The sequence below is a fragment of the Hyphococcus sp. genome, from assembly GCF_965228385.1.
Taxonomy (GTDB): Bacteria; Pseudomonadota; Alphaproteobacteria; order Caulobacterales; family Parvularculaceae; genus Hyphococcus.
On sequence record NZ_OZ245810.1, the window covers coordinates 2,155,918 to 2,182,581 of the forward strand.

A 26,664-nucleotide genomic window follows, 5' to 3' on the forward strand; every position below is an offset into this window, starting at 1 on the left:
CTAAGATCAAACGCTTTTTTCTTGGCCGATTTTTTTGATTTCACTTAATCTGCGAGCTTAGAAAAATGACCCAAACCATCTCCCTTGTTGAAGCCGGTCCGTGCGACGGCGTATGCGTCTCATTTAGAAAATGTTTATGAGTCTCGCCGTTCTTTACCGCTGGCGCGCCGATCCGGCGAAAGCCAAACAGTTCGAGGACGCCTGGGCGGAAGGAACGCGCCTGATCCATCAAAAATGCGGCTCATACGGCGCAAGGCTGCACAAAGGCGAGGACGGGCTTTACTGGTCTTATGCGCTGTGGCCGGATGAAGAAACGCGTAAAAACTGCTTCAAGGATACGTCCATCACCGAGCATGACAGTTTCGCACGCATGCAGGATGCGATTATCGAAACCTATGACGAGATCGTTTTGACGCCCGTTGTCGACGAGCTTCGCGGACTGGAAGAAAAATGACCCAAACCATCTCCCTTGTGGAAGTCGGCCCGCGCGACGGTCTGCAGAATGAAAAACAGACGATTGACGTCGCAACGAAAGTCGAACTGATCGAACGCCTCGCCGCCGCCGGCATGAAATCGGTCGAGGGCGGCGCGTTTGTCTCGCCGAAATGGGTGCCGCAGATGGCGGCATCAGACGAGGTGATGAACACGATAAAGCGCGCGCCCGGCGTTTCCTATCCTGTCCTCACCCCGAACCGACAAGGCTATGAGGGGGCACGCGCGGCGAAAGCCGACACGGTCGCCGTCTTCGGCGCGGCGTCGGAAACGTTCAGCCAAAAGAACATCAACTGTTCCATCGAAGAAAGCATTGAACGCTTCAAACCGGTCATTAAGGCGGCGAAGGCCGATGGCGTGCGCGTGCGCGGTTATGTTTCCTGCGTCCTCGGCTGCCCTTACGAGGGCGCGATCGCGCCGGCGCAAGTTCTGCCTGTCGCGAGAACGCTTTACGAGATGGGCTGCTATGAAATTTCGCTGGGCGACACCATCGGCGTGGGAACGCCGAGACAAACAAAGGCGCTGGTCAGGGCGCTCGCGCAGGAAATTCCCGTCGCCGCTCTCGCCGGTCATTTTCATGATACTTACGGGCAGGCGCTTTCAAACATCTGGGCGGGCATCGATGAAGGCTTGCGTGTTTTCGATTGCTCCGTATCCGGCCTCGGCGGCTGTCCCTACGCCAAAGGCGCAAGCGGCAATGTCGCCAGCGAAGACGTCGTTTACTCACTCGAACGCTCCGGCTTTGAAACCGGCGTTGATCTCGATGCGCTAATCGACATCAGCGTGTGGATTTCGGAACGGCTCGGCCGCAAGCCCGGTTCCAGAGTGACGCTGGCGCAACGCACGCATTAAGAAATACTTATCGCTGATCGCTTAAGCCATATTTTCACTTATCAAACAGCCGATAACATTTGCAATATCGGTCAGGATCGGTTCTCGTTTAAGAAACCGAGGAGAAGGGGCGAATGCCGGCGAAAGTTTTATTTTTTGGATTTGACGGTCTTGATCATCTGCGTCTTGACGCGTTGATCGATGAAGGGGTTTTGCCGAATTTCGAAAAATTACGAAACCGTTCGCATGAAGCTGCGCTTGGCGTTTATCCGGGCTTCGGCGCAGGCGCCTTTTGGGCCTCCGCCGCAACAGGCGTTACCCCGGCGCATCACGGCCGATATTTTTTCCTGCAGTTCAACCCGAAAACATACGACTCAAATCCCTTCCACGAGAGTTACACCTATCGCAAGCGCGCGTTTTGGGAGGATCTCGACAGGGAAGGCAAAAAGATCGCCATGATTGACTGGCATCGCGCGCCGTTTTCCATTGTTGAAAACGGCATGGTGGTGGATAATTGGCTGGGTCACGACTCACCGTCGGGACTGAAAACGTCGCCGTCTTCGCTCGCAAAGGACATTCTCGCCGAATACGGTCATGATCCGATTGCAGGCGGCTATGGCAGCCGCAAATTTGAAAACAGCGACGATCATCGCGCATTTGCGCAAGGCGCGGTGAAACGCATCGAATACAAGGAAAAGTTTTGCGTCGATCAACTGAATGCGCACGACTGGGATGTGTTCATTCCCTGCTTCACCGAACTTCATGATATCGGTCATTATTACATGCATCTGGCCGACCCCGATCACGCCCTGTTCGATCCCGAATTGCGCGAGACGATTGGCGATCCGATCAGGGACTGTTATCTGGCGCTGGACAAGGTCATCGCCTCAATTAGCGAAGCCGCTGGCGAAGACGCCGCCATCATGATGCTCGCCGGTCCGGGGATGGAGCCTTTGGTCAGCGCCAACGCCGCAATTGAAGATATCGCGCTGAAACTTGACCTTGGCTTTTCGCCGCCCGTGACAACCGGACGTGCGGCGCGGCAAACCTATCGCTCGTTTATTCCGGACAGATGGCGCAGAAAATTATCGCCAATCGCGCGCCGCGCCCGCCAGATTTTCGCTGACAGCGATTACAAACGCCGCCGGTTCTTCGGCGTACCGCACAATGACAACGCCGGCTGCATCCGGGTCAATCTGAAAGGCCGTGAAAAATACGGCGTTGTCTCTCCGGGCGCCGAATATGATGCGGTGCTGGAAGAAATCAAAGACGGGCTTTTGTCCTTGAAAGACGCGCATACCGGCGCACCGGCCGTCGACAATGTCGTCTTTACCCGCGACCAGCTTGACGGTCCCTATCTTGACGATTTGCCGGACGTCTTTGCGGAATGGAACCGCACGAACAATAAGCGCAACTTCAAGACGCTGACGTCTGAACGCACCGGAGACATTCATGTGCCGCCGCATTTACGCACCGGCGACCACACAAGGCGTGGCCTTTTCTGGTCAACGCAATCAGACCCGTTTTTTACCGGCAACGGTTTGAAAATGCCGCATGAAGTGGTTGCTCTGATCGGCGCGGCGCTTGCTAAAGAGCGCTAGCCGTCAAGCGCGTCGAGAATATCGGCGGAAAAACGCGCCAGATCAAAGCCGCCGCCATCGTCAAAGCCCCGCCTGACGATCAGAATATTCCGTGTAGGAATAATAACGAGATATTGTCCGCGATTGCCGCGCGCCGCATAGGTTCCCTCCGGCAGGCCGTGGCGTTCGCCATACAGCCAGAACTGCGCGCCGTAACCGGGAACGGCCGAACCGTCGGCGCGCGTTAGCGGCGGTTGCGCGGGCGCCGGCGCGGCGACATAGCCGGCCCAGCCTTTCGGCAGAATGCGTTCGCCTTCCCATACGCCGTCATTGAGATACAACAGCCCCAACCGGGCAAGGTCGCGCGCCGTCGTCCACACTTGGGACGACATCACGAAATCGCCATTCCAGTCCGTCTCCAGAAAGGTGTGATCCATGCCCAGCGGAACCAGGAGGCTCGTGAAGGGAAATTCCAGAAACGCTTGATCATCATTCATCCGCTCGCGCAGCGCGCGCATGGCGGCCATGGTGTCGTTGTTGGCGTAGCGCCAGCGCGTCCCGGGCGCGGCGACAAGCCGGTTCGTAACGGCGTGATCGGCGACGCGCCCGCCGCCAAAATAAACATCATCCGTTCGGTTGCCGGCATGCGGCGAGGTCAGTCCGCTCGACATGTGCAAAAGGTTTTCCAACGTGATGTCTCCGCGCGGGTCGCCCGGCGCCGACCACGCGGCAAGCCCCGCCGGGGCATCAACCTCTATCAGGTCCTGTTGGACGGCGGCGCCGATGACGCTTGCGGCGATGGACTTCGCCACTGACCAGGTGCGTTGCGGTGTCGTTGCATCAAATCCTTCGCGGTATTTCTCCGCGACAATCACGCCGTTTTCGACCACCAGCACGGCGGTCGTTTCCGTGCCTTCGCCGTAGGTTTCGCGATCGAATGCGTCGGCGGTTACGGCTGCGAGATTAAACCCCTGCGGCGTGTCGGCGAAAATATCGCCGTTGATTTTATCGCCGGCGGGCCAGCTTTCGCCCGACCGATCTTTGCGCTCCAGATCAATCGTCGGCAGATCGAAGGTCGCGGTCATGGCCGGCGCCTGAGCGCAGCCGAGCATTGGACGCCATTGCGCGATCCTTGGCGGCGCATCCTCGGAATAGGATACGGAAACGCGCTTTGCGTCTTCATCGATAACCGCATCCTGCAGCGCGGCCATCGCCTCGCGATAGCCGTCATAAATGCGGTGCAGCTCATCGCCGGCGATCTCTTCGACGGTTCGGCCAGCGTTGAAATGCGCCGAGCAGGTGAACGCAGCCTTGTACCCGGCGACCAGCGACAGATGGGCGGGATCGTCCGCCTGCGCGTGAGCGGCGCCCATCAAGGCCGCCGCGGAAACAAACGCGCTTATAATATATTTCATAAGTCTTTTCTCCCGGAACAATGCATCTCGCACCAGATGCTTTCACATTATCGAAGCGGAAAATCGTTGCATGCCAAAATTGACGTCACAGGTTCGCCTATAAAACCGTGATCGCGGAGCCAGATCGCCATGGGGGACCAATATTCCGTCGTATAACGAATCGCGCCGTCATCTTCCCTGATCAGAAATGAATGATCCGACCCTGAGACAGTAACCAGCGTCAGATTGGTTTTACCAGCCGCCGCCGCTGCTGTTTCGATAGCGCTTTTGCTCTTTTCATAGGGAACATTTTGATCGTTCTCGGCTAAAAACCACAAAACCGGTATGTTCAGCGCCGCAGCGGTTTTCGCCGGCTCATAACTCAGGTTGATTTTCTTGCGCGCCCACCAATCCTCCTTGATCTCGGTCCAATCGCCATAAGCAGGCTCGAACCATTCACTCCGCCGCGCTTCGTCGAGTATTGCCTGCCCCGCCGCGATTGGTTCGCCTGCGCCGATGACGGCATGAAGTCGGGTCCAGAATGCGCCCGCGGCTGTAATGACGTTTTCCGCTAGTCCCTGACTGCGCCACTCTTCGGTAATCTCATGAAGCGTTGTCGCCGTAATCGGCGTGCCCGGCCCGGCGCGCTGCATGAGAAAAGAAAAATGTCCGCTCTGTGCAACCGCGCGCGGTCCGTACCAGCCTGACTGGCTCGAAGTTTTCAACCCGATTTTGTCTGGGTCGATTTCGGGCTGTGAGGCCAGCCAATCGGCAGCCGAAACAACGTCCGCTGACAGATCGTCAAAACTCGCCTGACGCCAATCGCCCTGCGACTCGCCGACGCCGCGCTTGTCATAGGAGAGGACGGCGAAACCAAGATCGGTGAAATAGCTGATCCACACGCCAAGATATCGGCTCGTCTCTCCCGACCCATGTGCTAAAATAACCGCCGGAAGTTTGTTAGCGACGCCGGATGGCAGAAAAAGCGCGCCGGACAATCTTACTTCGCCTGATGAAAATTCGGCCCTACGCGCTACCGGCGCCGAAATTCGATTGCCGACGCGCTGAATATTGTCCCCGCGCCAATGCAGTTGAAGCGTATCGCTCTGCGCTTCAAAAGAAATATTAGGGCCATTCGGGATCAGACTTACAAATTTGTCGTTCGCAGGCTTGAACAGACCCCCGGGCTCCCCGTCCCAGACATCGAGCAGCACAAGAAAACTCTCACCGCCCTCATCCATGCGCCCGCCTGCAACACATTCACCGTCGGCAAACTGATAGGACCCGTATAATTCTGAAAATTGGGGCGCTGCTGCAGTGTTGGCAGGCGCGCTGGAACAACCTGCGGCGGCCGCAAAAAATAAACACACAATCTTTTTCATCCGCAAATCCTTCGCGGCCAGTCCTCTAGAGGCTTCATTCAAGACAACTCTAGAGCGCGTCCTCATAAACCGGTTGAATGTCCACGGGCAGATGCGTCAGCGAGGAAATCACCGCTTCGGCGTCGGCGTCCAGCATGGCGTATTCATCAAGAAACGCTTTTGCCGCGGCGTAATCGCCGTCGCCCTGCACCACGACCACATCGCGCGTCAGATCCGAGATCGCTTGTTCTAGAGTGGCGAAATCGAGACGATATTTACCGTCTTCCACGGTAAAGGCGCCGGCGTTTTTGTAATACGTATATTGAAACGCCGCGCCGCGGGCGTGCGCCGCCGTGAGACCGAAGCGCATGGCGCGGAACAGTCCTGTAAAATAAGTGGCGAGGAAATTCTCCCGTTCCGCCGCAGGCAATTCGCCCCGATCCATCATGTAAAGAACATTGTAGGCGCCCATGACGTCCGCCTTGCCTTCCTCGAGCGGGGAATAAAGCTCCTGCAACTGTTCGTTTACGGTCGTTTCCTCGCCGTCAACCGTAATCGTGCCCGGCCCGAGACTGTGAGAAAGCTCGTGAAACAATGTGTTGTTGGCCATGTACGCCTTCATCAGCAGGCCGGCCTGCTCGGCGACCAGCACCTCTTGCGCCATGGGCTCGAGAATGCGCTCGAATTTGGCGCCGAGGACATTGTTGAGGATGACTTTCTTTGCGCCTTTGGCTTCGCGCACGCGTTCGTCATTCGGCAGGTTGAAGGCGATGGTCTGGACGCCCGGCACATTGTCGCCGCCGCCATGGACCTGATAGGTCACGGCGATAGGCGATTCAAAGCCGCGCTGGAAATTCTTGTAGCGCTCTTCCACCGGCAAATTCGCTTCCATATCGCGCAGGAAATCCTTGTATTTGGCGAGCGCCTCGCTTTCCTCCGGATTTTTCACGGTGATGAACGCCTCGAATGCGGTCTTGTAGCCGAAAAGACCGTCCGTATAGACCTCATATGGTCCGATCGCCGCTTCGATTGTTCCATCCAGATCCATCCACGCCATTTCGGATTCATAATAATCGTCGCTCAGGAACGACTCCGCGCGCAAATTCAAAAACCGTTTGAGATTTTCGTTGGTCGTGATCTCCGCCGCCTCGCGCATCAACCGCGCTGCGGGCTCCAGCCATTCGCGGTAATGTTGCGAATAGGGAATGGCGACAAGGCCGCCCTCCCCGTCCCGGCGAATGACCGTATATCCGCTTGTGAACGCTTCCTCGTCTTCCGGATTGTCGCCGATCCAGCTTTCAAATTCCTCCTTGGTGATGTCCGCCGGATAAAAAGCAGCGCCCGCCGGCATGGGCGTATTTCCGTAAAACGGCTCATTGTGATTGAGGGTGTCCCATGGCCCGAAATGCAGATCGAACAGATTGAGCAGCAACGCGCCCCGTTCGCCGTCCATCGCGGCAATCTCTTCGCGCCATTGGGGATTCATCTCGCTGCGCTGGCGAAGATATATCTCCGACATCAATTCGCCGACCTGATTGAGCTTGTTGATGACCGCACGCTCCTCATCGGTCAGGAAAGACGTGTCCGGGTTCATGTCGATCACCGCGAACTGCGCGCGCATCTGTTCCAGATCATTCATATCCGCCGCAGCCGTTTCGGGCTCAACGCTTTGCGTAGTTGCGGGCGCGCTTTCCGGCGCGGTTTCGCTCTGGCTGGAACTGGCGGCGTCCTCTCCTGAGCAGGCCGCGGCCAGCGCCAGCATGGAGGCCGTCAGAAGCGGGCGGATAGATGTGAGTCTCATTGAACAATCCTTGAAAGCTGTAAGAATGATCGGGCGGGGTCGCCGCATATTCGTTAACGCCAACTTAGCCGTCATCGCCTAAATCATAAAGCCTGCCATAATCCGGCCTTGCGGGGCCGATAGGGTTTGAATATTGCTAAATCGCGGCCGGTTTTGAACGATTTTACGGATTTGGCAGTTATGAAGGGTGCGGCATGAAAAAATTAATCGCTGGGTTGAGCGCAACGCTTTGCGTACTGGGCGCCGGCGCCAAGGCGGCCCCCTCTGATTTTGAAAGCTGGCTGGATAGTTTCCGGGCGGAAGCCGCCGCCGCCGGCATTTCCGCTGCGACACTCGATGAAGCCTTTACCGGCGTCACCGTTAATGAGCGCGTATACGAGCTGAATGACAATCAGCCGGAATTCTCGCGCGGCGTCTGGGATTATCTCGACGGCGCCGTCTCGACGACGCGCATCCAGAATGGGCGCGCCCGGTATCTGGAAAACCGCCGTTTGCTGACGCTGATCGAGGACGCCTATGGCGTCGATGCGGAAATCATATCCGCCATATGGGGGCTGGAATCGTCATACGGCGCCATTATGGGCGATTACGACGCCATTCAGGCGCTGGCGACGCTGGCCTTTGAAGGGCGCCGCACCGGCTACGGGCGCAGCCAGCTTATCGGCGCTCTTAAAATTATTGAACACGGCTACGCGTCGAGAACTGAGTTAAAAGGCTCATGGGCCGGCGCCATGGGTCATACGCAATTTATTCCGACTACGTATCTTTCCTACGCTGTTGACCATGATCGCGACGGACGCCGCGACATCTGGAATAATCTGGGCGATGTCTTTGCATCTACGGCCAATTATCTCAGCGTTTCCGGTTATCGGCAGGAAGAGCCCTGGGGCGTGGAGGTTCGGCTGCCTTCGGACTTCGACTACGCGCTTGCAGATACATCTATCAAGAAGGCTGTTGTCGAATGGGCCGCGCTCGGACTTTCGCCCATGCGGGGAACAGCGCTGGCTGAAAGATTCGATCCCAATTTACGCGGGCGGCTCATCATTCCCGCCGGGGCGCGCGGTCCGGCTTTCATCGTCTTCAATAATTTTGAGGCGATCCTGAAATATAACCGCTCGACATCTTACGCCTTGGCCGTTTCCCTGCTTTCCGAAGAAATCGCCGGGCGCAACGGCGCGGTTGTCGGCGTCTGGCCGCGCGATGACCGGCCGCTTTCCCTCGACGAGCGCAAAGCCTTGCAACAGGCGCTCAAGGATCGCGGTTATGATCCCGGCCCCGTGGACGGCATTATCGGCGCTGGCACCAAGCGGGCCCTGCGGGCATGGCAGCAGGCCGCCGGCCTGCCGGCGGACGGCTACGCCTCGGCTTCTATCCTTAACGCACTGAAATAACTGAATTAATTTAATTTTAAAAAATTTGCGCCGCCCCCTTGCTGCGGCGCACAAAAACCACTATATGCCCCCGTAATGCTGCAGCGCACAAAATTGCGGTGCAGGCAATCGAGTTTGATGAACAGGAGGCCATTCCATGGCGACCACGACAAAAACTGCGGCCAAGAAAACCGCCGCGAAAAAAGCGACTGCCGAAAAAAAGATGACAGACGCCGCAACCGACTGGATGAGCATTTCCGGCGGTTCTGAATGGGCGGATGTGGCCAAAGAACAGTTCGAAACCATGTTGCGTTCGTTCGGCGGCGATTTCGAAGAAATGCGCGCGCAAGCTGAAGAGCTTTCCGAAGAAATGCAGACGCGTTTTAAATCAACGCAGGAACGCGCGAGCGAAAATCAGGCCCGCCTGATGGAAGCGGCGCAGGAAGAAGTCTCCGGCGCAGTACAACTGGCGAATGAATTGACGACCGCCAAGTCTTTCGTCGAGGCGCTCAACATTCAACAGTCCTACTGGACGAAACTTTTCGAAACGCGCATGGAACGCGCTCGTGAGTTGACGGAAGCAACGGTTGAAACCGCGCGCGAGACCATGACGCCTGTTGAAATGCCGTTTGCAAACTTCAAGGCTTTCGAGAAATTTTTCGTCTATCCGGCGAAAGCTTAAACAAGACAAGCAATCGCTGATCGGCTAAGCCTTGCGCCTATGAGCGGCAGGCGGATCGATGAAGCAAATCTGGACTGGGGTGCGTCGAAAGATGCGCCCCAGTCTTTTGTTTTAAAGTCCCTTCTTTTTGACGACGTCTATTTCTCGGGCGACGGCGCCGCGGAAACAACGCATGTGTTTCTTCGCGGCAATGATTTGCCCGCGCGCTTTGCGGACACGCAAAACTTTAGCGTGGGCGAGATGGGATTTGGCACGGGACTGAACTTTCTGGTTTTGTGGGACGCTTGGCGAAAGGCGCAAAAGCCGGCCGGCGCCGGGCTGCATTTCCTGTCCTTTGAAGCTTTTCCGCTGACGCCTGATCAGATGGCGCGCGCCCATGGCGCATGGCCCGCCCTCTCGCCGCTGTCAAAAAAATTGCGCGACGCCCTGCCGCCGCCGCAACCCGGCTTTCACCGACTGACGCTCGATGAAAACCTGACGCTGACGCTTTTTTACGGCGACGCCCTGGAAGGCCTGGCGCAAACCGAAGCGTCGATCGACGCCTGGTTTCTCGATGGGTTCGCGCCGTCGAAAAATCCAGACATGTGGTCCGCCGATATATTTTCTGAAATGGCGCGGGCGTCGGCGCCGGGCGCCAGCTTCGCAACATTCACGGTCGCCGGCGCCGTCCGGCGCAATCTGGAAATCGCAGGGTTTCAATGGGAAAAACGCGCAGGGTTCGGGCGCAAGCGGGAAATGCTGGCCGGGCGGATCGACGCCCCCCCGCCGGATACAAAACGCGCGCCATGGTTTTCAAAACAGCAAGCGAGGCCCGCGCCGGGCGCGCGCATCGCCATTATCGGGGCCGGCGTCGCCGGGGCCAGCCTCGCCTTTGAATTATCGCGCGCCGGATTTCATCCATCCGTATACGATGCGTCCGGTCCCGCAGCCGGCGCGTCCGGAAATCCGGCGGGACTCATCATGCCGCGCCTCGACCTTGACGATACCCCGGCCGGACGTTTTCACGCCGGCGCCTATCTTCATACGCTTCGGCTGATCGAACACTTGCAGGACAAAATGCGCGCGCGCTTTTTCAGTCCATGCGGCGTTCTGCAACACGCAATGAACGACAAGGATCGCGCGCGGCAACTCAAATTGATCGAGCGCGGCGCCTTGCCGGCAGGCTGGATGGAAAACCGGTCAGGCGGCCTGTTTTTTCCGCAAGGCGGCGTTATGGAGCCCGCCGCTTTTGTTCGCGCTCTTCTGGGGCAAACACCGCTGACAATTGAAAAAGTACAGCGGCTTGAAAAGCGCGATCATCGCTGGCGCGTCGTCACATCTGAAACTGCTGAACAGTTCGATGCGGTCATCATCGCCAACGGCCTTGAGGCCTTGCGCTTTGCGGATGCGCGAACGCTGCCGCTTTCCGGTTCAGCGGGACAGATCGACTGGTTTCCCGGCGCCGAGGCGCCCGCGCATGTCCATGCTTTCGGCCCTTACGCCGCACCGGCCCCGGCGGGCGGGCTGATGATCGGCGCCACTTACGCGCCAATCAATATCGGCGCCGAGGCGCGTTTCACGCTGGAGGCGGCGCAATCGAACATTGCGGCGATTGCACGGACCTTGCCGGATATCGCTGGCGCGCTTGATCCGGCGGCGTCGCGCCCGCGCGCCTCTGTTCGCTGCACAACGCCGGATCGCTTGCCCGTCGCGGGCCCCATGCCCGACTGGGCGTTTTACGGCGCCGCCTATGACGATCTGCGCTTAGGCAAGCGAAAGGAATACCCCCGGGCGCAAATGCGCGACGGGCTTTACATCCTGACCGGGCTTGGCTCGCGCGGGCTGGTGACGGCGCCGCTCGCCGCCGCCATGATCGTCAGCGAACTGGCGGGCGCGCCCTCTCCCGTCGATGCGGATGTGGCTCAGGCCCTTCATCCCGCGCGCTTTTTCATCCGCGATTACAAACGCGCCAGGCAAACACGATAGGCCGGCGCCACTGCCTTTTCGCCTCCGGTTGCGAGGCCGCCCGGCTTCGGGTTAAGTCCCGCTGAACTCAAATCAAGGATTTCTCCCATGAAAGAGACGCCCTACGGCCCGGTTCTCGACAACGTCCTGGAAGGCATCGGCAAAACGCCGCTGGTCAGGATTTCCAGCATCGATACGGGACCGTGCGAGCTCTATCTGAAGCTCGAATCGAACAACCCCGGCGGCTCCATCAAGGACCGCATCGGCGTCGCCATGATCGAGGCGGCGGAAAAGGACGGGCGGTTGAAACCCGGCGGCACGATTATCGAGGCGACGGCCGGCAATACGGGGCTCGCCCTCGCCCTTGTCGCTGCGCAAAAGGGATATAAAACGATCATCGTCGTCCCCGACAAGATGGCGCAGGAAAAGATCTTTCACCTGAAGGCGCTGGGCGCGGATGTGCGCCTGACGCGCTCCGACGTGGGCAAGGGGCATCCGGAATATTATCAGGACATGGCCGAGCGCATCGCGGAAGAAACCGGCGCCTTTTACGTCAACCAGTTCGGCAATGACGCGAACCCCAAAGCGCATTTCGAGGCGACGGGGCCGGAAATTCTGGGCCAGATGGAGGGCGACGTTGACGCCGTCATCGCCGGCGTCGGTTCGGCCGGCACCATCACCGGCCTGTCGCGCTTTTTCCAGGAGAAATCTCCGGATACGGAAATTATTCTCGCCGACCCGAAAGGCTCGATCCTTACTGACTATGTCAACACGGGCAAGATTCCGAACGAGCTAGGAAGCTGGCTGGTGGAAGGCATCGGGGAGGATTTCATTCCCGATATTGCAGACTTGTCTCATGTGAAAAAAGCCTACGACATCACCGATAAGGAAAGCTTCGAGGCGGCGCGCGACCTCCTCAAGAAAGAAGGCATTCTCGGCGGTTCGTCCTCCGGCACGATCCTCGCTGCGGCGCTGAAATATTGCCGCGAGCAGAAGGAGAAAAAACGCGTCGTCGCCTTCGTCTGTGACCGGGGCGACAAATATCTCTCCAAGATGTTCAACGATCACTGGATGTACGATCAGGGCTTTTTGAAGCGCCCCCCGCGCGGCGATCTGACCGATCTTGTGACGCGCCGCCATTCCGAACGCGCGACCATCACGGTGCAGCCTGACGACACGCTGATGCAGGCCTATGGCAAGATGAAGCTCTACGACATTTCGCAATTGCCGGTGCTCGACGAAGACGGCGCCGTCTCCGGCCTGCTCGACGAAGAGGACCTCCTCTTCGCCGTCGTCAGGAACCGCGAGAAATTCAAGGACCCGGTGAAATCCGCCATGACCTATCGCGTCGAAACGGTGAACGCGACGCAGGACATGCAATCGCTCCTGCCGATTTTCGCCAAGGGCCACGTCGCGGTGGTGCTGAAGGACGGCAAGTTCGAGGGGTTGATTACAAGGACGGACTTGTTGAATTATTTGCGGCTTCAGGTAGCGTGATGGATATTTACGGCCTGAAAAACTGCGATACCTGCCGCAAGGCGACGAAGGCGCTTGATGGCGCGCATGTGCGTTATGCGTTCCATGACGTGCGCGAGGAGACGCCCACAAAAGCGCAGATCGGGCGCTGGGCGAAAGCGGTGGGCACCGACAAACTCCTCAACACGCGCTCGACTACATGGCGCAACCTGCCCGCGTCCGAAAAGGAAAACATCACCGATAAAAAAGCCGTCGATCTGATGGCGGACAATCCGGCGCTGATGAAGCGCCCGATCATCCAGAAAGGCCCGACGCAGGTTTTCGTCGGCTGGACGAAAGACGTTGAGGACGCCGTTTTAAAGTAACTCTCATGGAACTGGCGCACCGCCCCGCGCGTTCGCCTGTCATGGCCTATTCCTTCAAACACAAGGGTTCGATCCAGGACGGCGTCCGGCGTATCGCCGCTTCGCAACTGGACATGGCGCTTGAGGAAATCGACGATCTGCCGCGCGACGAGGCCGTTCACCAGGGCCGCAAGCGCTGCAAGAAACTGCGCGGGCTCATCCGCATCATCCGGCCGGGGTTCGCCGATTACCACGATGAGAACGCCGCCTTGCGCGACGCCGCGCGGCGCCTCTCCGATATCCGCGACCGCACAGCCATGATCGAGGCGTTCGACCGCGTCGCCGGACGGTTCGAGAACGATCTCGAAAAAGGCGCCCTGGCGCCGGTGCGGCGCGCGTTGAAGGAGCGCAAAAAGGCGCTCGATAAATCGGATATGCATGAAAAGCTCGAATGCTTTCGCAACGACCTTATCGGTGTGCGCGAGCGGGCGGCGGACTGGTCCGTAGACGGATCGGGGCTCGACGCCGTCGAAGGCGGCGTGAAGAAAACCTACGCCCGCGCGATCGCGACGATGGAGAAAGCGAAAGAATACCCCACCGGCGAAGCGCTGCATGAATGGCGCAAGCGCGTGAAATATCACTGGTATCATGCGCGGCTGTTAAAACGCGCATGGCGCCCGGTGATGGAAGCGCATATTGGCGCGGCCGACGCGCTGTCCGATCTCCTCGGCGACCATCATGATCTGGTGGTTTTTGAAGACATGCTGAAAGACGGCGCTCTCGACGCGCAAGGCGAGGCCGGCGAGCTGTTCGTCGGCCTTATCAAGACGCGGCGGGACAAGCTGGAAGAACAGGCGTTCAAAAAAGGCGCGGTGTTATGCGCGGAAAAACCAAAGGCGCTCGCCAGACGCTGGACGCGTTACTGGCGCGCCGCCGCGTAAATTACCGCCCGATCATTGACCGCCGGCCGCGATTGGGCGAACAACGCGGCCCATGACGCAACCTATCCGCATTCTCGTCGACGCCGACGCCTGCCCGGTGAAGGAGGAAGTCTACAAGGTCGCCTTCCGCTATGGCGTGCCGGTCACCGTGGTCGCCAATCAGCCGATCCGCGTGCCGAAGCACGAGCTGATTGACCGCGTCACGGTCAGCGACGGCTATGACGCCGCCGACGATTATGTGGCGGATATCGCTGACGCGCACAGTCTTGTCATTACAGCTGACATTCTGCTGGCTGAACGTTGTGTAAAAGCCGGCGCCACAGTTCTCAGTCCGAAGGGCGAGCCGTTCACCGCTGATTCCATTGGTTCGGCGGTGGCCACGCGCGCCCTGATGGCGGATCTGCGCGCCGGGGCGGAAGGCGCGACCGGCGGGCCGGCGCCGTTCGCCAAAGCCGACCGGTCGCGGTTCCTGCAGGCGCTTGATGAATCGATCGTGCGGCTGCGGCGCTGAACGATCCGGCGAACGCGCGCTATCGCTTCGCCGACGCCAGAACGGCAAACGACAGCGCCAATTACGGCTCACGCATGCGCCGGATGACGAGCGCACCCAACTCGCCCGCAAAACCCGCGCAACGCTAACGCGAACGCGCCTCAGGATTTTACCCCCTATCTGTTGAATTCTCGCATATTTCCCAGTGTTGGTGGATAGATATCCCCCCCCTGTCGGAATGGCCTTATCATGCAAATCCGCGTTGGCTTGAGCGCCTGGCGTCAACGGCATGCGTTAGCGGCATGCGCGAAACCAACTGCGAAAGGATCGCCCGGATGGAAAAGTTATACAAAACGCGAGCCCTCAATTGTACAACTTTCGGCTGCAACGCAGGAAACAAGCCGAAGAGAGAAGGCGCGCGATTCGGTGTTGCACAACATTTCGCGCGCCGCCCGCCCCCCGTCTCTCGCTTCTCGACGCTCGCCGCTGGCAATCGCCGCGCGGGCGCGTTAAGTCCCTCGCCAGCTAACCGGAGGCCTCGATGAGCCAGGACAAGACCAACCGCCCCGCCTTCGCCACACGCGTCATCCACGCGGGGCAGGAACACGACCCGACCACCGGCGCAGTGATGCAGCCGATTTATCAGACCTCGACCTACGCGCAGGAAAGCCCCGGCGTACATAAAGGCTTTGTCTATGCGCGCGGCGCCAACCCCACACGCTTCGCCTATGAGCGGTGCATTGCGGATCTTGAAAACGGATCGCGCGGCTTCGCCTTTGCGTCGGGTATGGCGGCGATCGCCACCATGCTGGAGCTTTTCCCGGCGGGCGCCAACGTCATCGCCATGGACGATGTCTATGGCGGCACCTTCCGGTTATTCGAACGGGTGCGCAAGGATTCCGCGAACATGTCGTTCTCTTACGTGGATCTGACAAAGCCGGAAAATTTCGAGGCCGCGATCACGCCGGAAACGAAACTTGTCTGGCTGGAAACGCCGACCAATCCGCTGTTGAAGATCGTCGACATCGAAGCCATCGCCAGCATCGCGAAAAGGCGCGGCATCGTCGTCGGCTGCGACAACACTTTCGCCTCGCCCTATTGCCAGCGCCCGCTCGACAGCGGCGCAGACATCGTCATGCATTCGGCGACGAAGTATCTCGGCGGCCACTCCGACGTGATCGGGGGCGTGCTCGTCGTAAACGACAAGGATCTCGGCGAGCGGCTGGCGTTTCTGCAAAATTCCATCGGCGGCATTCAAGCGCCGTTCGATTCCTTTCTCGCCCTGCGCGGACTGAAAACGCTGGCGCTGCGGCTTGAGCGGTCATCGTCCAACGCGATGGCGCTTTCCGAATGGCTGGAAGCGCATCCCGCCATTGAACGCGTCAATTATCCGGGCTTGAAATCTCACCCCGGTCATGACCTCGCCAAACGCCAGATGAGCGCTTTCGGCGGCATGGCGACAATTTTTCTGAAAGGCGGGCTCGACGCCGCGAAGACCATGCTGGAGCGGGTCGAGCTCTTCACGCTCGCCGAATCGCTCGGCGGGGTTGAGAGCCTCATCGAGCATCCCGGCATCATGACGCACGCCTCGATCCCTCCGGAGCGGCGCGCTGAACTCGGCGTCGATGATTCGCTGGTGCGTCTGTCTGTCGGCGTTGAAGATCTGGAAGACCTTCGCCGCGATCTCGATAACGCGCTGGCCGGACTTTGACGGCCTTCGCGCGGACTTACGGTGACAAGCGCGCAAAGCTTGATAGACTGCCGCGCTTGAAGTTCATGGGCGTCAGGCCCGGGAAGGTTTGATCCATGGCTGACGCTCAAACTGCGGCAAATTTGGCTGCGCAAATCGACCAGGCCCTCACCCCGGTCAGTAATTTTGTTTCCTCGATCATTTTTTATTCGGTGGAAGTCGCCGGGGTTTCGCTGCCGCTTGTGGTCGTCTGGCTCATGGCGGCGGGCGTGGTGATGACCCTCTCGTTGCGCTTCATTAATTTTCGCGGATTCCGGCACGCTGTTGGCATGGTCGTTAACCCCCGCGACCAAAAAGACGCCAGCGGCGAGATTTCTCATTTTCAGGCGCTGTCGGCTGCGCTCTCCGGCACCATCGGTCTCGGCAACATCGCCTCGGTTCCACTCGCCATTGTCATCGGCGGACCCGGCGCCGTTTTCTGGATGATCCTTGCCGGATTCTTTGGCATGGCGACAAAGTTCGCCGAATGCGCCATGGCGGTGAAATATCGCAAGATCCTTCCCGACGGACGCAGCATCGGCGGGCCGATGTATTACATCGAAGCGGAGTTCAAACGCCGCGGATTAAAGACCATCGGCAAAGGCGCCGCGATCTTTTTTGCGCTGATGACTATTGGCGCCTCGGCAAGCTTTTTTCAGATCAATCAAACCCACGCGCAGTTCGCCAATGTCACGGGCATTTCGGCGCCATTGGCGTTCGGCGTTGTCATGTCAGCGCTGGTCGGCGTCGTCGTTTTCGGCGGCATCAAGCGCATCGGTTATGTCGCCGGCAAGCTTGTGCCGTTCATGGCCGTTCTCTATCTCGGCGCAGCGTTGATCATCATCGCCCTGAATATTACCGCCCTGCCGGACGCTATCGCCACGATCTTCCGGAGCGCTTTCGGCCTCGACGCCATGGGCGGCGGTCTCGTCGGCGCGCTCATCAACGGCATGCGCCGGGCGACATATTCCAGCGAGGCGGGCGTCGGCTCCGCAGCCATTGCGCACGCAGCGGTAAAAACCAACGAGCCGTTGACCGAAGGCTACGTGGCCCTGCTTGAACCATTTATCGACACGATTGTTGTTTGCACCATCACAGCGCTCGTCGTTATTTTAACCGGCGCCTATTTGCCGTTTCTATATCAACCCGACGCTGTTGGCATTGAGATCACGTCAAATGCATTTGCCGGAACGTTCTCCTGGTTTCCGATCATATTGTTGGTTTCATCCACACTGTTTGCGTTTACGTCAGTGGTTAGTTGGGTGTTTTATGGCGCACAGGCAGTGGGGTATCTCTCCAATGGCTCGAAAACCATGGACGCCACGTTCAAGATCGGTATTTGCCTGTTGCTGTGCACGAGTGCAGCGATATCGGTCTCATCAATCCTCGACTTTATCGACTCGATGCTGTTCGCCATGGCGATCCCGAACATCCTTGTGCTGTATATGATGCTGCCGGAGATCCGACGCGACGTGAAAGCCTATGAAGCGCGGCATGGGCTTTAGGAATATAGCAGGGAGCATGGGAAATGCGCAGCGTGGTAAAAATTTCAATTTTGATTATCGGGTTAATTGTAGGGAATATTGGTTCGAGCGCGTTGTCTTTAACTGTCGAAAATGGCTGCGAGTTTTATGACGCCAAAACTGCGTCTACGCCTAACATTGGACTGCAAGCGCTATTTAATGAGCTTCAAGAATCTTCGTCTGTCATTGTTTGCAATGGTGAGAGACAGGTCGATTTTTCCATTCTTGAACCAATACACAACAGAAATGGCGTCTCTTTTTATAAAAGATGCTATCATGAAATACCGGCTGACCGCTTTTCAAAAGCGAAAAGTGCAAAGGATTTGTTGTCGACCCGGCGGCATCTTGAACTTACGATGATGGCGCTGGACCCAAATTCTGATTTAACGCATCGAAGCGAAGCCGTTGTTACGACAGACGCACTATCGCCGGGCGCATTCAAAACACTGTACAATGTGTGGATGAAGTCTATCGAAGACTCGGAGAAGCTTAAAGAGCACCTCGACACGGCCGCGCTTGATGCTGAAGGCAAGGCTCGGTATGGGAAATTTATAAACTCACTGAAAAACAGCACGGAAACGAAAATTACTTACTTACAATTTCAGGACCTTCGTATGGCGGAGGGAGATGGAATTGACTTAGAGTTCTTCCCACGATTGGTCGTTAACATTTCGACCAAGAAGCAATGGTGGGAAATCGATTTTGATGTACTTGATGGTGACCGATACCTGTTGCTGAATGTAGAGTTGCGGATGGATGCAACGGATGCAAACTAAATGAGTTCAGCGCGCTCTGGGATGCGCTTTATCGAAAATGCGAAGCAGGTTTTCGCTGTCGATTTTTGTATAGCGCTGGGTGGCCGCCAGCGAGGAATGACCGAGCAATTCCTGGATTGCGCGCAGATCGCCGCCGGCGGACAACAGATGCGTCGCAAAGGCGTGCCGCAGGGCGTGCGGCGTCGCCGTATCGGGCAGCCCCAAGCTGGCGCGCAGCTTTTCCATGGTCCGCTGCGCCAGGCGCGCCGACAGCGCCTTGCCGCGCGTTGAAAAAAACAGCGGGTCCTCCGCTGCGCCGCCATAAGGACAAAGTTCTGTATACGTATCGATTGCGCGGCGCGCCGCCTGCACCACCGGCGCAGCCCGCGTTTTGGCGCCCTTGCCCTTGATGCGTATGGTTTCTCCAAGCGGCGCATCGTCCCATCGAAGCGACAATGCTTCTGAGATGCGCAGCCCCGCGCCGTATAGCAGCGTCACCAGCGCCGTATCGCGCGCCTGCTCCCAGGTTTGTTTGCGGGTTGACGTTTTCAACGTGGCGGCGGCCTCTATCAACGCATGGGCGTCTTTTTGCGACACCGGGCGCGGCAACCGCTCTTTGGCTTTGGGCCCGCGCATTACGGCGATGGCGTCATTGTCCACGTCAGCGCGCTTTTTCAAAAATTTGAAAAACGATTTCAGCGCCGACAGCTCAAGCTTTATGGACGGCGGCGCCAGTCCCTCATTGCGGCGCTCGGCCAGAAAGGCGCGAAAGTCGCGAGTTTCCAGATTGCGCAGCAAGTGAAGCGTCACCGCCTCAGCCCTGTATGCGTTTAGAAAATTTTCAAACCGTTCAAGCGCAGCGTTGTAGTTGCGTTGCGTATAGATGCTGGCGCGTTTTTCCGATTTCAAATGCCGGGCGAACGCGGCCCGCCAATAACGCAACGATGATTTATCAGTTGAAGGTGCGCTCATCTTTCCACCCAACGACGGCGATGGTTAACAAAGTCTTTACGCCCGCGCCAACGAAGCGAGTTCCGCGCGCAATTCTGCGACTCCATACTGCTTTTCCGCAGACGTCGCGCGGATCGCCGGGTGCGCCGCCGGACGGCGGGCAATCTTTTTCACAGTCGCCTCGATCAGTTTTGCGAGCGCGGTCGGCTTGACCTTGTCGGTCTTGGTCAGGACGATCTGATAATTGACCGCCGCTTCGTCCAGAAGGTCCATGATCTCTATATCGGAAGATTTCAGCCCGTGCCGCGAATCGACGAGCACGCATACGCGCCGCAATACAGACCGGCCGCGCAGGAAATCGCGCGTCAACGCCATCCATTGCTCCACATCCTTACGCGACGCCTTTGCATAGCCATAGCCCGGCAAGTCAACGAGACGGATTTGACCGTCGAGGTCAAAATAATTGATCTCACGCGTGCGTCCCGGCGTGTTGGAGGCGCGCGCAAGACCGCCCTGTCCGACGAGCGCGTTCAGCAGGGTGGACTTGCCTACATTGGACCGGCCGGCGAATGCGACTTCCGCCGGTCCTTCATCCGGCAAGCCATCGAGATTGACGACGCCTTTCATGAAGACGGCGGGTTTTGCAAACAGCAGCCGGCCCGCCTCTATCTCTTCGGGCGTGAAGTCCGTTTCATCGCTCACTTGGCGTCGCCGGCGGCGTCCTTTTTCAGCCAGGACGGCAGTTTGAAACGTTCGCCCCACTCAACGGTAACACCGTTGCGTTTCATGATGTACCATTGCTGGAAGATCGACAGGAATGTGTTCCAGAACCAGTAGAGCACGAGGCCCGCCGCAAACGGCGCAAAAATAAAGACAAACACAAACGGCATGAATGCGAAAATCTGCGCCTGCACTGGATCGGCCGGGGGCGGATTAAGCTTGAACTGAAACCACATGGCGACGCCCATCATGATCGGCAATATGCCAATCCCGAGCACAGCGCCAATCAGCGGCAGCGCAGTTGGATCATACGGCAAGAGACCGAACAAATTGAACATGGTTGTCGGATCCGGCGCAGACAAATCCTCGATATACAAAAACGGCTGGTGACGAAGTTCTATGGTGACGAAAAGCGTTTTATAAAGCGCGTAGAAAATCGGCATCTGCAACAGGATCGGAAAACATCCCGCCATGGGATTCATCTTTTCCTTTTTATAAAGCGCCATCATTTCCTGCTGCATTTTCATCTTGTCGTCGGAATAGCGCTCCTGCAGTTTCTTGATTTCAGGCTGCAGCTTTTTCATTTTCGACATTGACTCATACCCTTTATTGGCCAGGGGGAAGAGAATGAGTTTGATAATGAGCGTCAGGATCAGGATCGCGATACCGTAATTTCCGGTGAGATCGCCGAAAAAATCCAGCGTGTAAAAAATCGGACGGGTCAGGAAGAACAAATGCCCCCAGTCCACGGCTTTGTCGAAGTCATATACCCCGAGCCCGCCGTCGTCAGGCTGGGCCTCATATGATTGCAGCAAATCGACATCTTTCGGGCCGCCGAACATATAAGAGGTTTTTGTCAGGGACTGGCCGGGCGCGAGTGTTTCAGCAGGCGTTACATAAAACGCTTTGAATACCGGAATGCTGGTCTTGCTGTTGTTCGTCAAATGCGCCTCAATCTCTTGATCTTGCGCGGGCACCACCGCAGCCAGCCAGTTCTTGTTGGTGATGCCGATCCAGCCGCCGACGCCCTCTTCTTCCACGGCCTTGTTTTTGTTTTTGGCGAGTTTTTTATATTTTCGCTCGTAAAGCTTTGTTCCGATAACGCCGAGCGGGCCCTCATGCAAAATCATGAAGTTTCGAAAATCTTCCGGAATATTGCGCTGGGTTACGTCCGCATAAGCGCGGACAAGCCGGTCGCCGGCGCCGCTGTTCGTGACCGTCTGCGTCACTGTGAACATGTATTTGTCGTCAATGGAAATTGTCTTTTCAAAAGCAAGGTCGCCTTCGACGCGCGTCAGCGTTATCGGCGTTGAAGGCGTGAGGACGGCGCCAGCGGGCGCTTCCCAGAAGGCTTGCGCACCCGTATCATTGCCGACCGCCCATCCCTGCTGAATATAATGCGCGTGTTCGGTTTCCGCCGGATTGAGCAACCGGATAACCGGACTACGCTGGTCAACCTCTTCGTGATACTGCAGGAGCTTCAAATCATCGACGCGCGCGCCGCGAAGATTAATTGACCCTTCCACCGTTCCGGTTCTGATCGGCACCCGTCCGGGCGATTTGGCGAGCGCCTCATCAATCGAAATATTTTCCGCTTGATCCGATAGCGCGCCCGTCAACGCATCAGATGTGTCTACGCCGCTGCTTTCGGTCTGGACGGTTTGCTCAGCCTGCTCGGCTTGCGCCGCACGACGCTCGGCTTCCTGCGCCTCGCGCTGGGGTCCCAGCACCAGAAAATCCCACGCGAAAAGCACGCCCATGGACAGGACGATCGCCATTATCAGATTGCGGTCCATGAAAAATCCCGATGTGTTGCTGGAGCGGCGCCGGCCCGCCGGCCGCCGCAAATTCCGTTGCTCATGTAGTGTTGCGGCTGAGGCTTAAAAGGGCGCGCTTCATATCGTCAAGCAGCGCGGCGTAATTGCGGTCATACGCCGCTTTTCGAGCCACTAGCACATAGTCCATCCCGGCGCTGGCGTTTTTAGGAAACACCTCTCGCGCGGCGGCCCGCAAGCGCCGGCGAATACGGTTTCGCACCACCGCGCCGCCAATTTTTTTCGTGACCGTCAGGCCCAGCCGCACGGTCTGCCGATTTTCCGGATTGCTTCGCGCCAGCATCAGAAAAGACCGGCTTTGCGCTTTCGCCGCATGGCGCATGGCCAGAAAATCCCGGCGTTTTTTAATGACGCCCAGCGAAATTCCTTCGCCGAAAGCGTTATCGTGTTGAATTTTCAAGAGTTTTTGCGCGCGCCTTAAGCGGAAAGACGCTTGCGGCCCTTCGAACGGCGCGCCGCCAGCACCTTACGGCCGGCTTTGGTCGCTTTGCGCGCGCGAAAACCGTGACGACGCTTGCGTTTCAGCCGGCTCGGTTGATATGTCCGTTTCATCGTTCAATCCTCGAAGACAGTAAGTCTGCGGCGCGCGCCGCGGCGGCTCCTTATGGGGCCAAGAGGCGGGGGGATATAACGCCAGAGGCCAGTCGTCAACAGTCGATTGGCCCAGTTCAGGCGTTTTCTTGCCGTATCTGCGGGAATTCGGCAAGGGCCGGAAAAAAGCCCTCATGTCGCGCCAATGTGAGACCTATGAGACCAAATGTGACCCCTTTGCCCGGGTGAGTCGGGTTATGGACGCCGCAGAATTTTCTCGCCCCCGGCGCCTTGCCGGGATACTCCAGATTATCATTTTTTCGGTGCTTATGCCTTCTGATCGCACGTCAACATCGTCACTTATCAATCGCGCTTTGCCAATTATGGTAATCGCCGCTGCTTTGGCGCTGTTTATTGCTCTTGGCTTTCATCGATATTTCACGCTGGACGTCCTCCGGGAAAATCGCGAAGCCTTGCAGAACTGGGTGGACGCCTCCCCGGTCCGCGCCATGGCGATCTTTGTCGCAGTATACGCCTCGGCGGTCGCGATTTCCTTTCCCGGCGCCAGCATTCTGACGATTTTTGGCGGCTTTTTATTTGGCCTGTGGCCCGGAACGCCGCTGATCGTTATTGCGGCGACGATCGGATCAACGATCATTTTTCTGGCGGCGAAATCGGCTCTTGGCGACTTTTTAAGTAAACGCGCCGGCGGATTAGCCAAGCGCATGGAACAAGGCTTCCGCGAAGGGGAGCTTAGCTACATGTTTATTCTACGGCTTGCGCCGTTCTTTCCATTCTGGGGCGTAAATATTGCTGCGGGGCTGCTAGGCGTTTCGCTAAAAAATTTCCTGATCGGCACCGCCCTTGGCATTATTCCTGGTTCGTTCGTCTATGCGAGCATCGGCTCCGCCGCCGACGCCGCATTTGCTGCGGGCGAAGACATTACCTTGCAAGGCGTATTGTTTAAACCAGAAACGCTGATTCCAATTATCGGGCTGATTATTCTGGCGCTTATTCCTGTCTTCCTGAAACGGACCAAAAGAGTTCAGGAGGCGCAGTAACAATGAGCCAAACAATAAAAACCGATCTTTGCATCATCGGCGCAGGGTCTGGCGGACTATCCGTTGCAGCGGGCGCGGCGCAACTCGGCCGCAAGGTTGTACTTATTGAAAAAGGCGAAATGGGCGGCGACTGCCTCAATACAGGCTGCGTACCCTCCAAGGCATTGATAGCGGCCGCGTCGCGCGCGCACGCCATTCGCCATGCGCAAAAATATGGCATTTCGAGCGCTGATCCGGATATCGACTTCGCCGCCGTTATGGACCATGTGCACAGCGCCATCGCGACAATCGAACCAAACGACAGTCAAGAGCGTTTCGAAAGGCTCGGCGTTACGGTGCTGCGGGACCATGCAAAATTCACGGGCCCCCGCGAAGTCGAAGCGGGCGGCGAAACTGTTACGGCAAAACATTTTGTCATTGCTACGGGATCGACCCCGTTCGTCCCACCCATCGACGGTCTTGAAGAAACACCTTTTCTTACAAACGAAACGATATTCAACAATAAAACGCGCCCGGAACATCTCATCGTTATTGGGGGCGGACCGATTGGCGCCGAGATGGCGCAAGCGCATCGGCGACTCGGGTCGAATGTAACAATTATTGAAAGCGGAACGATATTAAACCGGGAAGACCACAGTCTCGTTGAAATCGTTCGGGCGCAGTTAACACAAGACGGCGTGGATCTGATCGAGAACGCAAAAGCCTCGCGCGTAGAAACAACAGACAGCGGCGTTCGCGTAACGATTGGCGCGCGCGCCATTGACGGCACGCATGTTCTCGTCGCCGTTGGGCGAAAACCTACCGTGGATGGGCTTAACCTGGAAGCTGCAGGTGTTGAATACGACAAAAACGGCGTCAATACGGATGATCGATTACGAACAACGAATAGCCGTATTTACGCTATTGGAGATGTCGCGGGCGGACGGCAGTTTACACATGTTGCCGGATACCATGCCTCAGTCATCGTGCGAAATATCCTGTTCAAATTGCCTTCGAAAAACAAGGAGCATTTGGCGCCGCGTGTTACCTATTGCGATCCTGAACTGGCGCAGGTCGGTTTGACGGAATCAGATGCGCGCGAGCGGTATAAAGACGTAAAAGCAGCACAATGGTGTTTTGATGAAAATGACCGCGCCATAACCGAAAAAAACACGCATGGTTTTGTCAAGGTTGTAACCGACAATAAGGGGCGTATTCTAGGCGCAGGCATTGTTGGGCGAAACGCGGGCGATCTCCTGGCGCCTTGGATTTTAGCCTATAGTTCGGGACTTAAAATAAAAGCATTCACTGATATGATCGCGCCCTACCCCACGCGCAGCGAAGCGGGAAAACGCGCTGCAAGCGCCTGGTATACGCCGACCTTGTTTTCCAACCGCACACGTCGTCTAGTCAGGCTGTTGTCAATTTTCGATTGAACGGTGCGTGATGTTGCCAACGAAAACATTTGCCGACCGTTCGCTCTCCACAAAATTATTAGTACTAACAATTCTTTTTGTGTTTATTGCCGAGTTCGTGGTGCTCGTACCCTCCATTGCAAAACAGCGTTACGACTGGTTTGCGATGCGCATTGAAGAAGCTTACCTCGTCAGCCTCGTGCTGGAAGGTCCACGCAAGGAACCTATCGATGAAACAGTCTTGCGGCAGCTTTTTTCAACGGCGAACATTCTAGGCGTCACGATCAAAGACAATGATATGAAAATGTTGATATTGGCGCCGGAAATCAATCCGCATGGCTCGCCTGATATCAGGCAAGTCTGGCTTGATGACCGAGATCCGCTAACGTTGATTGGCGAAGCATGGGGCGTCATGTTTTCAAAAGGCGATCGCCTTATACAAGCGACGGGTTCGCCTAGGTTTTCACCTGATCAGGATGTCGATATCATCGTATCTCAAGATGCTTTGCGCCGCGACCTACATATTTACGCCCGCAATATCCTAGCCTTGTCGTTGATTATCTCGACCCTTACAGCCGGCCTCGTTTATTGGGCTTTAAATCGTATTATTGTGAAGCCAGTGCAGAACCTGACAGCCAACATTATGGCTTTTCAGTCCAACCCGGAACGCGAAGTTGGCATACTCGTTCCAACGCCGCGGAATGATGAGATTGGAACGGCTGAAAAGAGCCTTTCTGAAATGCAACGCAGCGTCCTCAATTTGTTGAATGAACGCCGGCGCCTTGCAGCACTCGGGGCTGGCATATCGAAGATTAGCCATGACTTACGCAACATTCTCGCATCGGCACAGCTCATGTCTGACCGCCTCGCAAAATCAGACGATCCCGCTGTGCGTAAACTAAGTCCCAGATTACTCTCGGCGCTGGACCGGGCGATTACCCTGAGCCGCGATACGCTGGCGTTCGGCCAGATGGAGCCGAAATCACTCGATAAATCCGAATTCAATCTGTATTCGCTTGTTGATGAAATTTTCGAGGATACGGCTGCGATGTATATCTTCGCCGACAATCAAGTGCCCGATGACTTTCCGGTAATCGCAGATCGAACACAACTATATCGCGTGCTGTTCAATCTCGTGCGAAATGCAGTCGAAGCTATGGCGCCGCCGGACGCTGTAGAAGCAGCAGAATCTGTCCAACTTGTAGGAAAGATTACCATAAGCGCAGTTAAAAAGAACGGCAGCGTCAAAATACGGTTGATCGATGCCGGACCGGGTTTACCGGAACACGCCCTGTCAGACCTTTTTGAGCCATTCAAGGGTTCGCGCAAACCAGGCGGATCAGGTCTGGGCCTCGCTATTGCCGCAGAAATTGTTCGCGCTCACGGTGGCGAGCTTGTGCTTGAAAAAAGCGGTCCTGCAGGCGCTGTCTTTTTAATAACATTGCCGCAAACGCAATAA

At 57.1% G+C, this 26,664-nt stretch carries 24 protein-coding genes; 16 read left to right on the forward strand and 8 right to left on the reverse strand.

Annotation, left to right across the window (positions count from 1 at the left end; genetic code table 11):
- Nucleotides 1–136: 136 nt before the first annotated feature.
- From ACQK2Q_RS10175 to ACQK2Q_RS10185, 3 genes are all read left to right on the forward strand, one after another.
- Nucleotides 137–454: an antibiotic biosynthesis monooxygenase gene (locus ACQK2Q_RS10175; RefSeq protein WP_425409635.1), complete on the forward strand. Its 318-nt coding sequence runs from the start codon at nt 137–139 to the stop codon at nt 452–454.
- Nucleotides 451–1,344, forward strand: coding sequence for a hydroxymethylglutaryl-CoA lyase (locus tag ACQK2Q_RS10180; protein ID WP_425409636.1), 894 nt, complete (start codon nt 451–453; stop codon nt 1,342–1,344). The genes ACQK2Q_RS10175 and ACQK2Q_RS10180 overlap by 4 nt, the downstream gene beginning before the upstream one ends.
- Nucleotides 1,345–1,457: 113 nt before the next feature.
- Nucleotides 1,458–2,924: an alkaline phosphatase family protein gene (locus ACQK2Q_RS10185; protein WP_425409637.1), complete on the forward strand. Its 1,467-nt coding sequence runs from the start codon at nt 1,458–1,460 to the stop codon at nt 2,922–2,924.
- Here the strand turns inward: ACQK2Q_RS10185 and ACQK2Q_RS10190 are convergent.
- Genes ACQK2Q_RS10190 through ACQK2Q_RS10200 form a run of 3 tightly spaced genes read right to left on the reverse strand, consistent with a single transcriptional unit; the run spans nt 2,921 to nt 7,459 of the window.
- Entirely contained in the window at nt 2,921–4,318 is a 1,398-nt protein-coding gene (locus tag ACQK2Q_RS10190) for a serine hydrolase domain-containing protein (protein WP_425409638.1), read from the reverse strand. The two genes, ACQK2Q_RS10185 and ACQK2Q_RS10190, sit on opposite strands and share 4 nt — an antisense overlap.
- Nucleotides 4,319–4,365: 47 nt before the next feature.
- Nucleotides 4,366–5,679: an alpha/beta hydrolase family protein gene (locus ACQK2Q_RS10195; RefSeq protein WP_425409639.1), complete on the reverse strand. Its 1,314-nt coding sequence runs from the start codon at nt 5,677–5,679 to the stop codon at nt 4,366–4,368.
- 49 nt (nt 5,680–5,728) lie between these two features.
- Nucleotides 5,729–7,459: a dipeptidyl-peptidase 3 family protein gene (locus tag ACQK2Q_RS10200; RefSeq protein WP_425409640.1), complete on the reverse strand. Its 1,731-nt coding sequence runs from the start codon at nt 7,457–7,459 to the stop codon at nt 5,729–5,731.
- Nucleotides 7,460–7,653: 194 nt separating this feature from the next.
- Here ACQK2Q_RS10200 and ACQK2Q_RS10205 point away from each other — a divergent pair, with 194 nt between their 5' ends.
- From ACQK2Q_RS10205 to ACQK2Q_RS10250, 10 genes are all read left to right on the forward strand, one after another.
- A complete protein-coding gene (locus tag ACQK2Q_RS10205; RefSeq protein WP_425409641.1) occupies nt 7,654–8,850 on the forward strand; it encodes a lytic murein transglycosylase in 1,197 nt (398 codons plus the stop codon).
- Between the two features lie 136 nt (nt 8,851–8,986).
- Complete coding sequence (locus ACQK2Q_RS10210) at nt 8,987–9,511, forward strand: phasin family protein (protein ID WP_425409642.1); 525 nt, start codon at nt 8,987–8,989, stop codon at nt 9,509–9,511.
- A 39-nt stretch (nt 9,512–9,550) separates the two neighbouring features.
- Nucleotides 9,551–11,476: a bifunctional tRNA (5-methylaminomethyl-2-thiouridine)(34)-methyltransferase MnmD/FAD-dependent 5-carboxymethylaminomethyl-2-thiouridine(34) oxidoreductase MnmC gene (mnmC, locus tag ACQK2Q_RS10215; protein ID WP_425409643.1), complete on the forward strand. Its 1,926-nt coding sequence runs from the start codon at nt 9,551–9,553 to the stop codon at nt 11,474–11,476.
- Between the two features lie 87 nt (nt 11,477–11,563).
- Nucleotides 11,564–12,952, forward strand: coding sequence for a pyridoxal-phosphate dependent enzyme (locus tag ACQK2Q_RS10220; RefSeq protein WP_425409644.1), 1,389 nt, complete (start codon nt 11,564–11,566; stop codon nt 12,950–12,952).
- Nucleotides 12,952–13,296: a Spx/MgsR family RNA polymerase-binding regulatory protein gene (locus ACQK2Q_RS10225; RefSeq protein ID WP_425409645.1), complete on the forward strand. Its 345-nt coding sequence runs from the start codon at nt 12,952–12,954 to the stop codon at nt 13,294–13,296. Before ACQK2Q_RS10220 ends, ACQK2Q_RS10225 begins: the two co-directional genes overlap by 1 nt.
- 5 nt (nt 13,297–13,301) lie before the next feature.
- Complete coding sequence (locus tag ACQK2Q_RS10230; protein WP_425409646.1) at nt 13,302–14,216, forward strand: CHAD domain-containing protein; 915 nt, start codon at nt 13,302–13,304, stop codon at nt 14,214–14,216.
- Nucleotides 14,217–14,280: 64 nt separating this feature from the next.
- Nucleotides 14,281–14,727 (forward strand): YaiI/YqxD family protein, encoded by a 447-nt coding sequence (locus ACQK2Q_RS10235; protein WP_425411143.1) that lies wholly within the window; start codon nt 14,281–14,283, stop codon nt 14,725–14,727.
- 520 nt (nt 14,728–15,247) lie between these two features.
- Nucleotides 15,248–16,417: a cystathionine gamma-synthase gene (locus ACQK2Q_RS10240; protein WP_425409647.1), complete on the forward strand. Its 1,170-nt coding sequence runs from the start codon at nt 15,248–15,250 to the stop codon at nt 16,415–16,417.
- 95 nt (nt 16,418–16,512) lie between these two features.
- Nucleotides 16,513–17,940 (forward strand): alanine/glycine:cation symporter family protein, encoded by a 1,428-nt coding sequence (locus ACQK2Q_RS10245; RefSeq protein WP_425409648.1) that lies wholly within the window; start codon nt 16,513–16,515, stop codon nt 17,938–17,940.
- A gap of 23 nt (nt 17,941–17,963) precedes the next feature.
- Nucleotides 17,964–18,734 (forward strand): hypothetical protein, encoded by a 771-nt coding sequence (locus ACQK2Q_RS10250; RefSeq protein ID WP_425409649.1) that lies wholly within the window; start codon nt 17,964–17,966, stop codon nt 18,732–18,734.
- Between the two features lie 6 nt (nt 18,735–18,740).
- On the opposite strand, the gene ACQK2Q_RS10255 is transcribed toward ACQK2Q_RS10250, so the two are convergent.
- The 5 genes from ACQK2Q_RS10255 to rpmH all read right to left on the reverse strand — a co-directional run bounded on the left by ACQK2Q_RS10255 (nt 18,741) and on the right by rpmH (nt 22,771).
- Nucleotides 18,741–19,685, reverse strand: a complete 945-nt coding sequence (locus tag ACQK2Q_RS10255; RefSeq protein ID WP_425409650.1) for a tyrosine recombinase XerC — start codon at nt 19,683–19,685, stop codon at nt 18,741–18,743.
- 36 nt (nt 19,686–19,721) lie between these two features.
- Nucleotides 19,722–20,366, reverse strand: a complete 645-nt coding sequence (gene yihA, locus ACQK2Q_RS10260) for a ribosome biogenesis GTP-binding protein YihA/YsxC (RefSeq protein ID WP_425409651.1) — start codon at nt 20,364–20,366, stop codon at nt 19,722–19,724.
- Nucleotides 20,363–22,180 carry a membrane protein insertase YidC gene (gene yidC / locus ACQK2Q_RS10265; protein ID WP_425409652.1) on the reverse strand — a complete coding sequence of 606 codons (1,818 nt, stop codon included), beginning with the start codon at nt 22,178–22,180 and terminating at the stop codon, nt 20,363–20,365. Before yidC ends, yihA begins: the two co-directional genes overlap by 4 nt.
- Nucleotides 22,181–22,241: 61 nt before the next feature.
- Nucleotides 22,242–22,619: a ribonuclease P protein component gene (rnpA, locus tag ACQK2Q_RS10270; RefSeq protein ID WP_425409653.1), complete on the reverse strand. Its 378-nt coding sequence runs from the start codon at nt 22,617–22,619 to the stop codon at nt 22,242–22,244.
- Between the two features lie 17 nt (nt 22,620–22,636).
- Nucleotides 22,637–22,771: a 50S ribosomal protein L34 gene (rpmH, locus tag ACQK2Q_RS10275; RefSeq protein ID WP_425409654.1), complete on the reverse strand. Its 135-nt coding sequence runs from the start codon at nt 22,769–22,771 to the stop codon at nt 22,637–22,639.
- A 236-nt stretch (nt 22,772–23,007) separates the two neighbouring features.
- On the opposite strand from rpmH, the gene ACQK2Q_RS10280 reads away from it, so the two are divergent.
- Genes ACQK2Q_RS10280 through ACQK2Q_RS10290 form a run of 3 tightly spaced genes read left to right on the forward strand, consistent with a single transcriptional unit; the run spans nt 23,008 to nt 26,664 of the window.
- On the forward strand, nt 23,008–23,811 hold the full coding sequence (locus ACQK2Q_RS10280) for a TVP38/TMEM64 family protein (RefSeq protein WP_425409655.1): 804 nt from the start codon (nt 23,008–23,010) through the stop codon (nt 23,809–23,811).
- 2 nt (nt 23,812–23,813) lie between these two features.
- On the forward strand, nt 23,814–25,226 hold the full coding sequence (locus ACQK2Q_RS10285; protein ID WP_425409656.1) for a dihydrolipoyl dehydrogenase family protein: 1,413 nt from the start codon (nt 23,814–23,816) through the stop codon (nt 25,224–25,226).
- A gap of 10 nt (nt 25,227–25,236) precedes the next feature.
- Entirely contained in the window at nt 25,237–26,664 is a 1,428-nt protein-coding gene (locus tag ACQK2Q_RS10290) for a sensor histidine kinase (RefSeq protein WP_425409657.1), read from the forward strand.

Bases quoted from the DNA above. Each gene is read 5' to 3' on its own strand.
- ACQK2Q_RS10175 (WP_425409635.1), top strand. From the start codon at position 137: ATGAGTCTCGCCGTTCTTTACCGCTGGCGCGCCGATCCGGCGAAAGCC.
- ACQK2Q_RS10180 (WP_425409636.1), top strand. From the start codon at position 451: ATGACCCAAACCATCTCCCTTGTGGAAGTCGGCCCGCGCGACGGTCTG.
- ACQK2Q_RS10185 (WP_425409637.1), top strand. From the start codon at position 1,458: ATGCCGGCGAAAGTTTTATTTTTTGGATTTGACGGTCTTGATCATCTG.
- ACQK2Q_RS10190 (WP_425409638.1), bottom strand. From the start codon at position 4,318: ATGAAATATATTATAAGCGCGTTTGTTTCCGCGGCGGCCTTGATGGGC.
- ACQK2Q_RS10195 (WP_425409639.1), bottom strand. From the start codon at position 5,679: ATGAAAAAGATTGTGTGTTTATTTTTTGCGGCCGCCGCAGGTTGTTCC.
- ACQK2Q_RS10200 (WP_425409640.1), bottom strand. From the start codon at position 7,459: ATGAGACTCACATCTATCCGCCCGCTTCTGACGGCCTCCATGCTGGCG.
- ACQK2Q_RS10205 (WP_425409641.1), top strand. From the start codon at position 7,654: ATGAAAAAATTAATCGCTGGGTTGAGCGCAACGCTTTGCGTACTGGGC.
- ACQK2Q_RS10210 (WP_425409642.1), top strand. From the start codon at position 8,987: ATGGCGACCACGACAAAAACTGCGGCCAAGAAAACCGCCGCGAAAAAA.
- mnmC (WP_425409643.1), top strand. From the start codon at position 9,551: ATGAGCGGCAGGCGGATCGATGAAGCAAATCTGGACTGGGGTGCGTCG.
- ACQK2Q_RS10220 (WP_425409644.1), top strand. From the start codon at position 11,564: ATGAAAGAGACGCCCTACGGCCCGGTTCTCGACAACGTCCTGGAAGGC.
- ACQK2Q_RS10225 (WP_425409645.1), top strand. From the start codon at position 12,952: ATGGATATTTACGGCCTGAAAAACTGCGATACCTGCCGCAAGGCGACG.
- ACQK2Q_RS10230 (WP_425409646.1), top strand. From the start codon at position 13,302: ATGGAACTGGCGCACCGCCCCGCGCGTTCGCCTGTCATGGCCTATTCC.
- ACQK2Q_RS10240 (WP_425409647.1), top strand. From the start codon at position 15,248: ATGAGCCAGGACAAGACCAACCGCCCCGCCTTCGCCACACGCGTCATC.
- ACQK2Q_RS10245 (WP_425409648.1), top strand. From the start codon at position 16,513: ATGGCTGACGCTCAAACTGCGGCAAATTTGGCTGCGCAAATCGACCAG.
- ACQK2Q_RS10250 (WP_425409649.1), top strand. From the start codon at position 17,964: ATGCGCAGCGTGGTAAAAATTTCAATTTTGATTATCGGGTTAATTGTA.
- ACQK2Q_RS10255 (WP_425409650.1), bottom strand. From the start codon at position 19,685: ATGAGCGCACCTTCAACTGATAAATCATCGTTGCGTTATTGGCGGGCC.
- yidC (WP_425409652.1), bottom strand. From the start codon at position 22,180: ATGGACCGCAATCTGATAATGGCGATCGTCCTGTCCATGGGCGTGCTT.
- rpmH (WP_425409654.1), bottom strand. From the start codon at position 22,771: ATGAAACGGACATATCAACCGAGCCGGCTGAAACGCAAGCGTCGTCAC.
- ACQK2Q_RS10280 (WP_425409655.1), top strand. From the start codon at position 23,008: ATGGACGCCGCAGAATTTTCTCGCCCCCGGCGCCTTGCCGGGATACTC.
- ACQK2Q_RS10285 (WP_425409656.1), top strand. From the start codon at position 23,814: ATGAGCCAAACAATAAAAACCGATCTTTGCATCATCGGCGCAGGGTCT.
- ACQK2Q_RS10290 (WP_425409657.1), top strand. From the start codon at position 25,237: ATGTTGCCAACGAAAACATTTGCCGACCGTTCGCTCTCCACAAAATTA.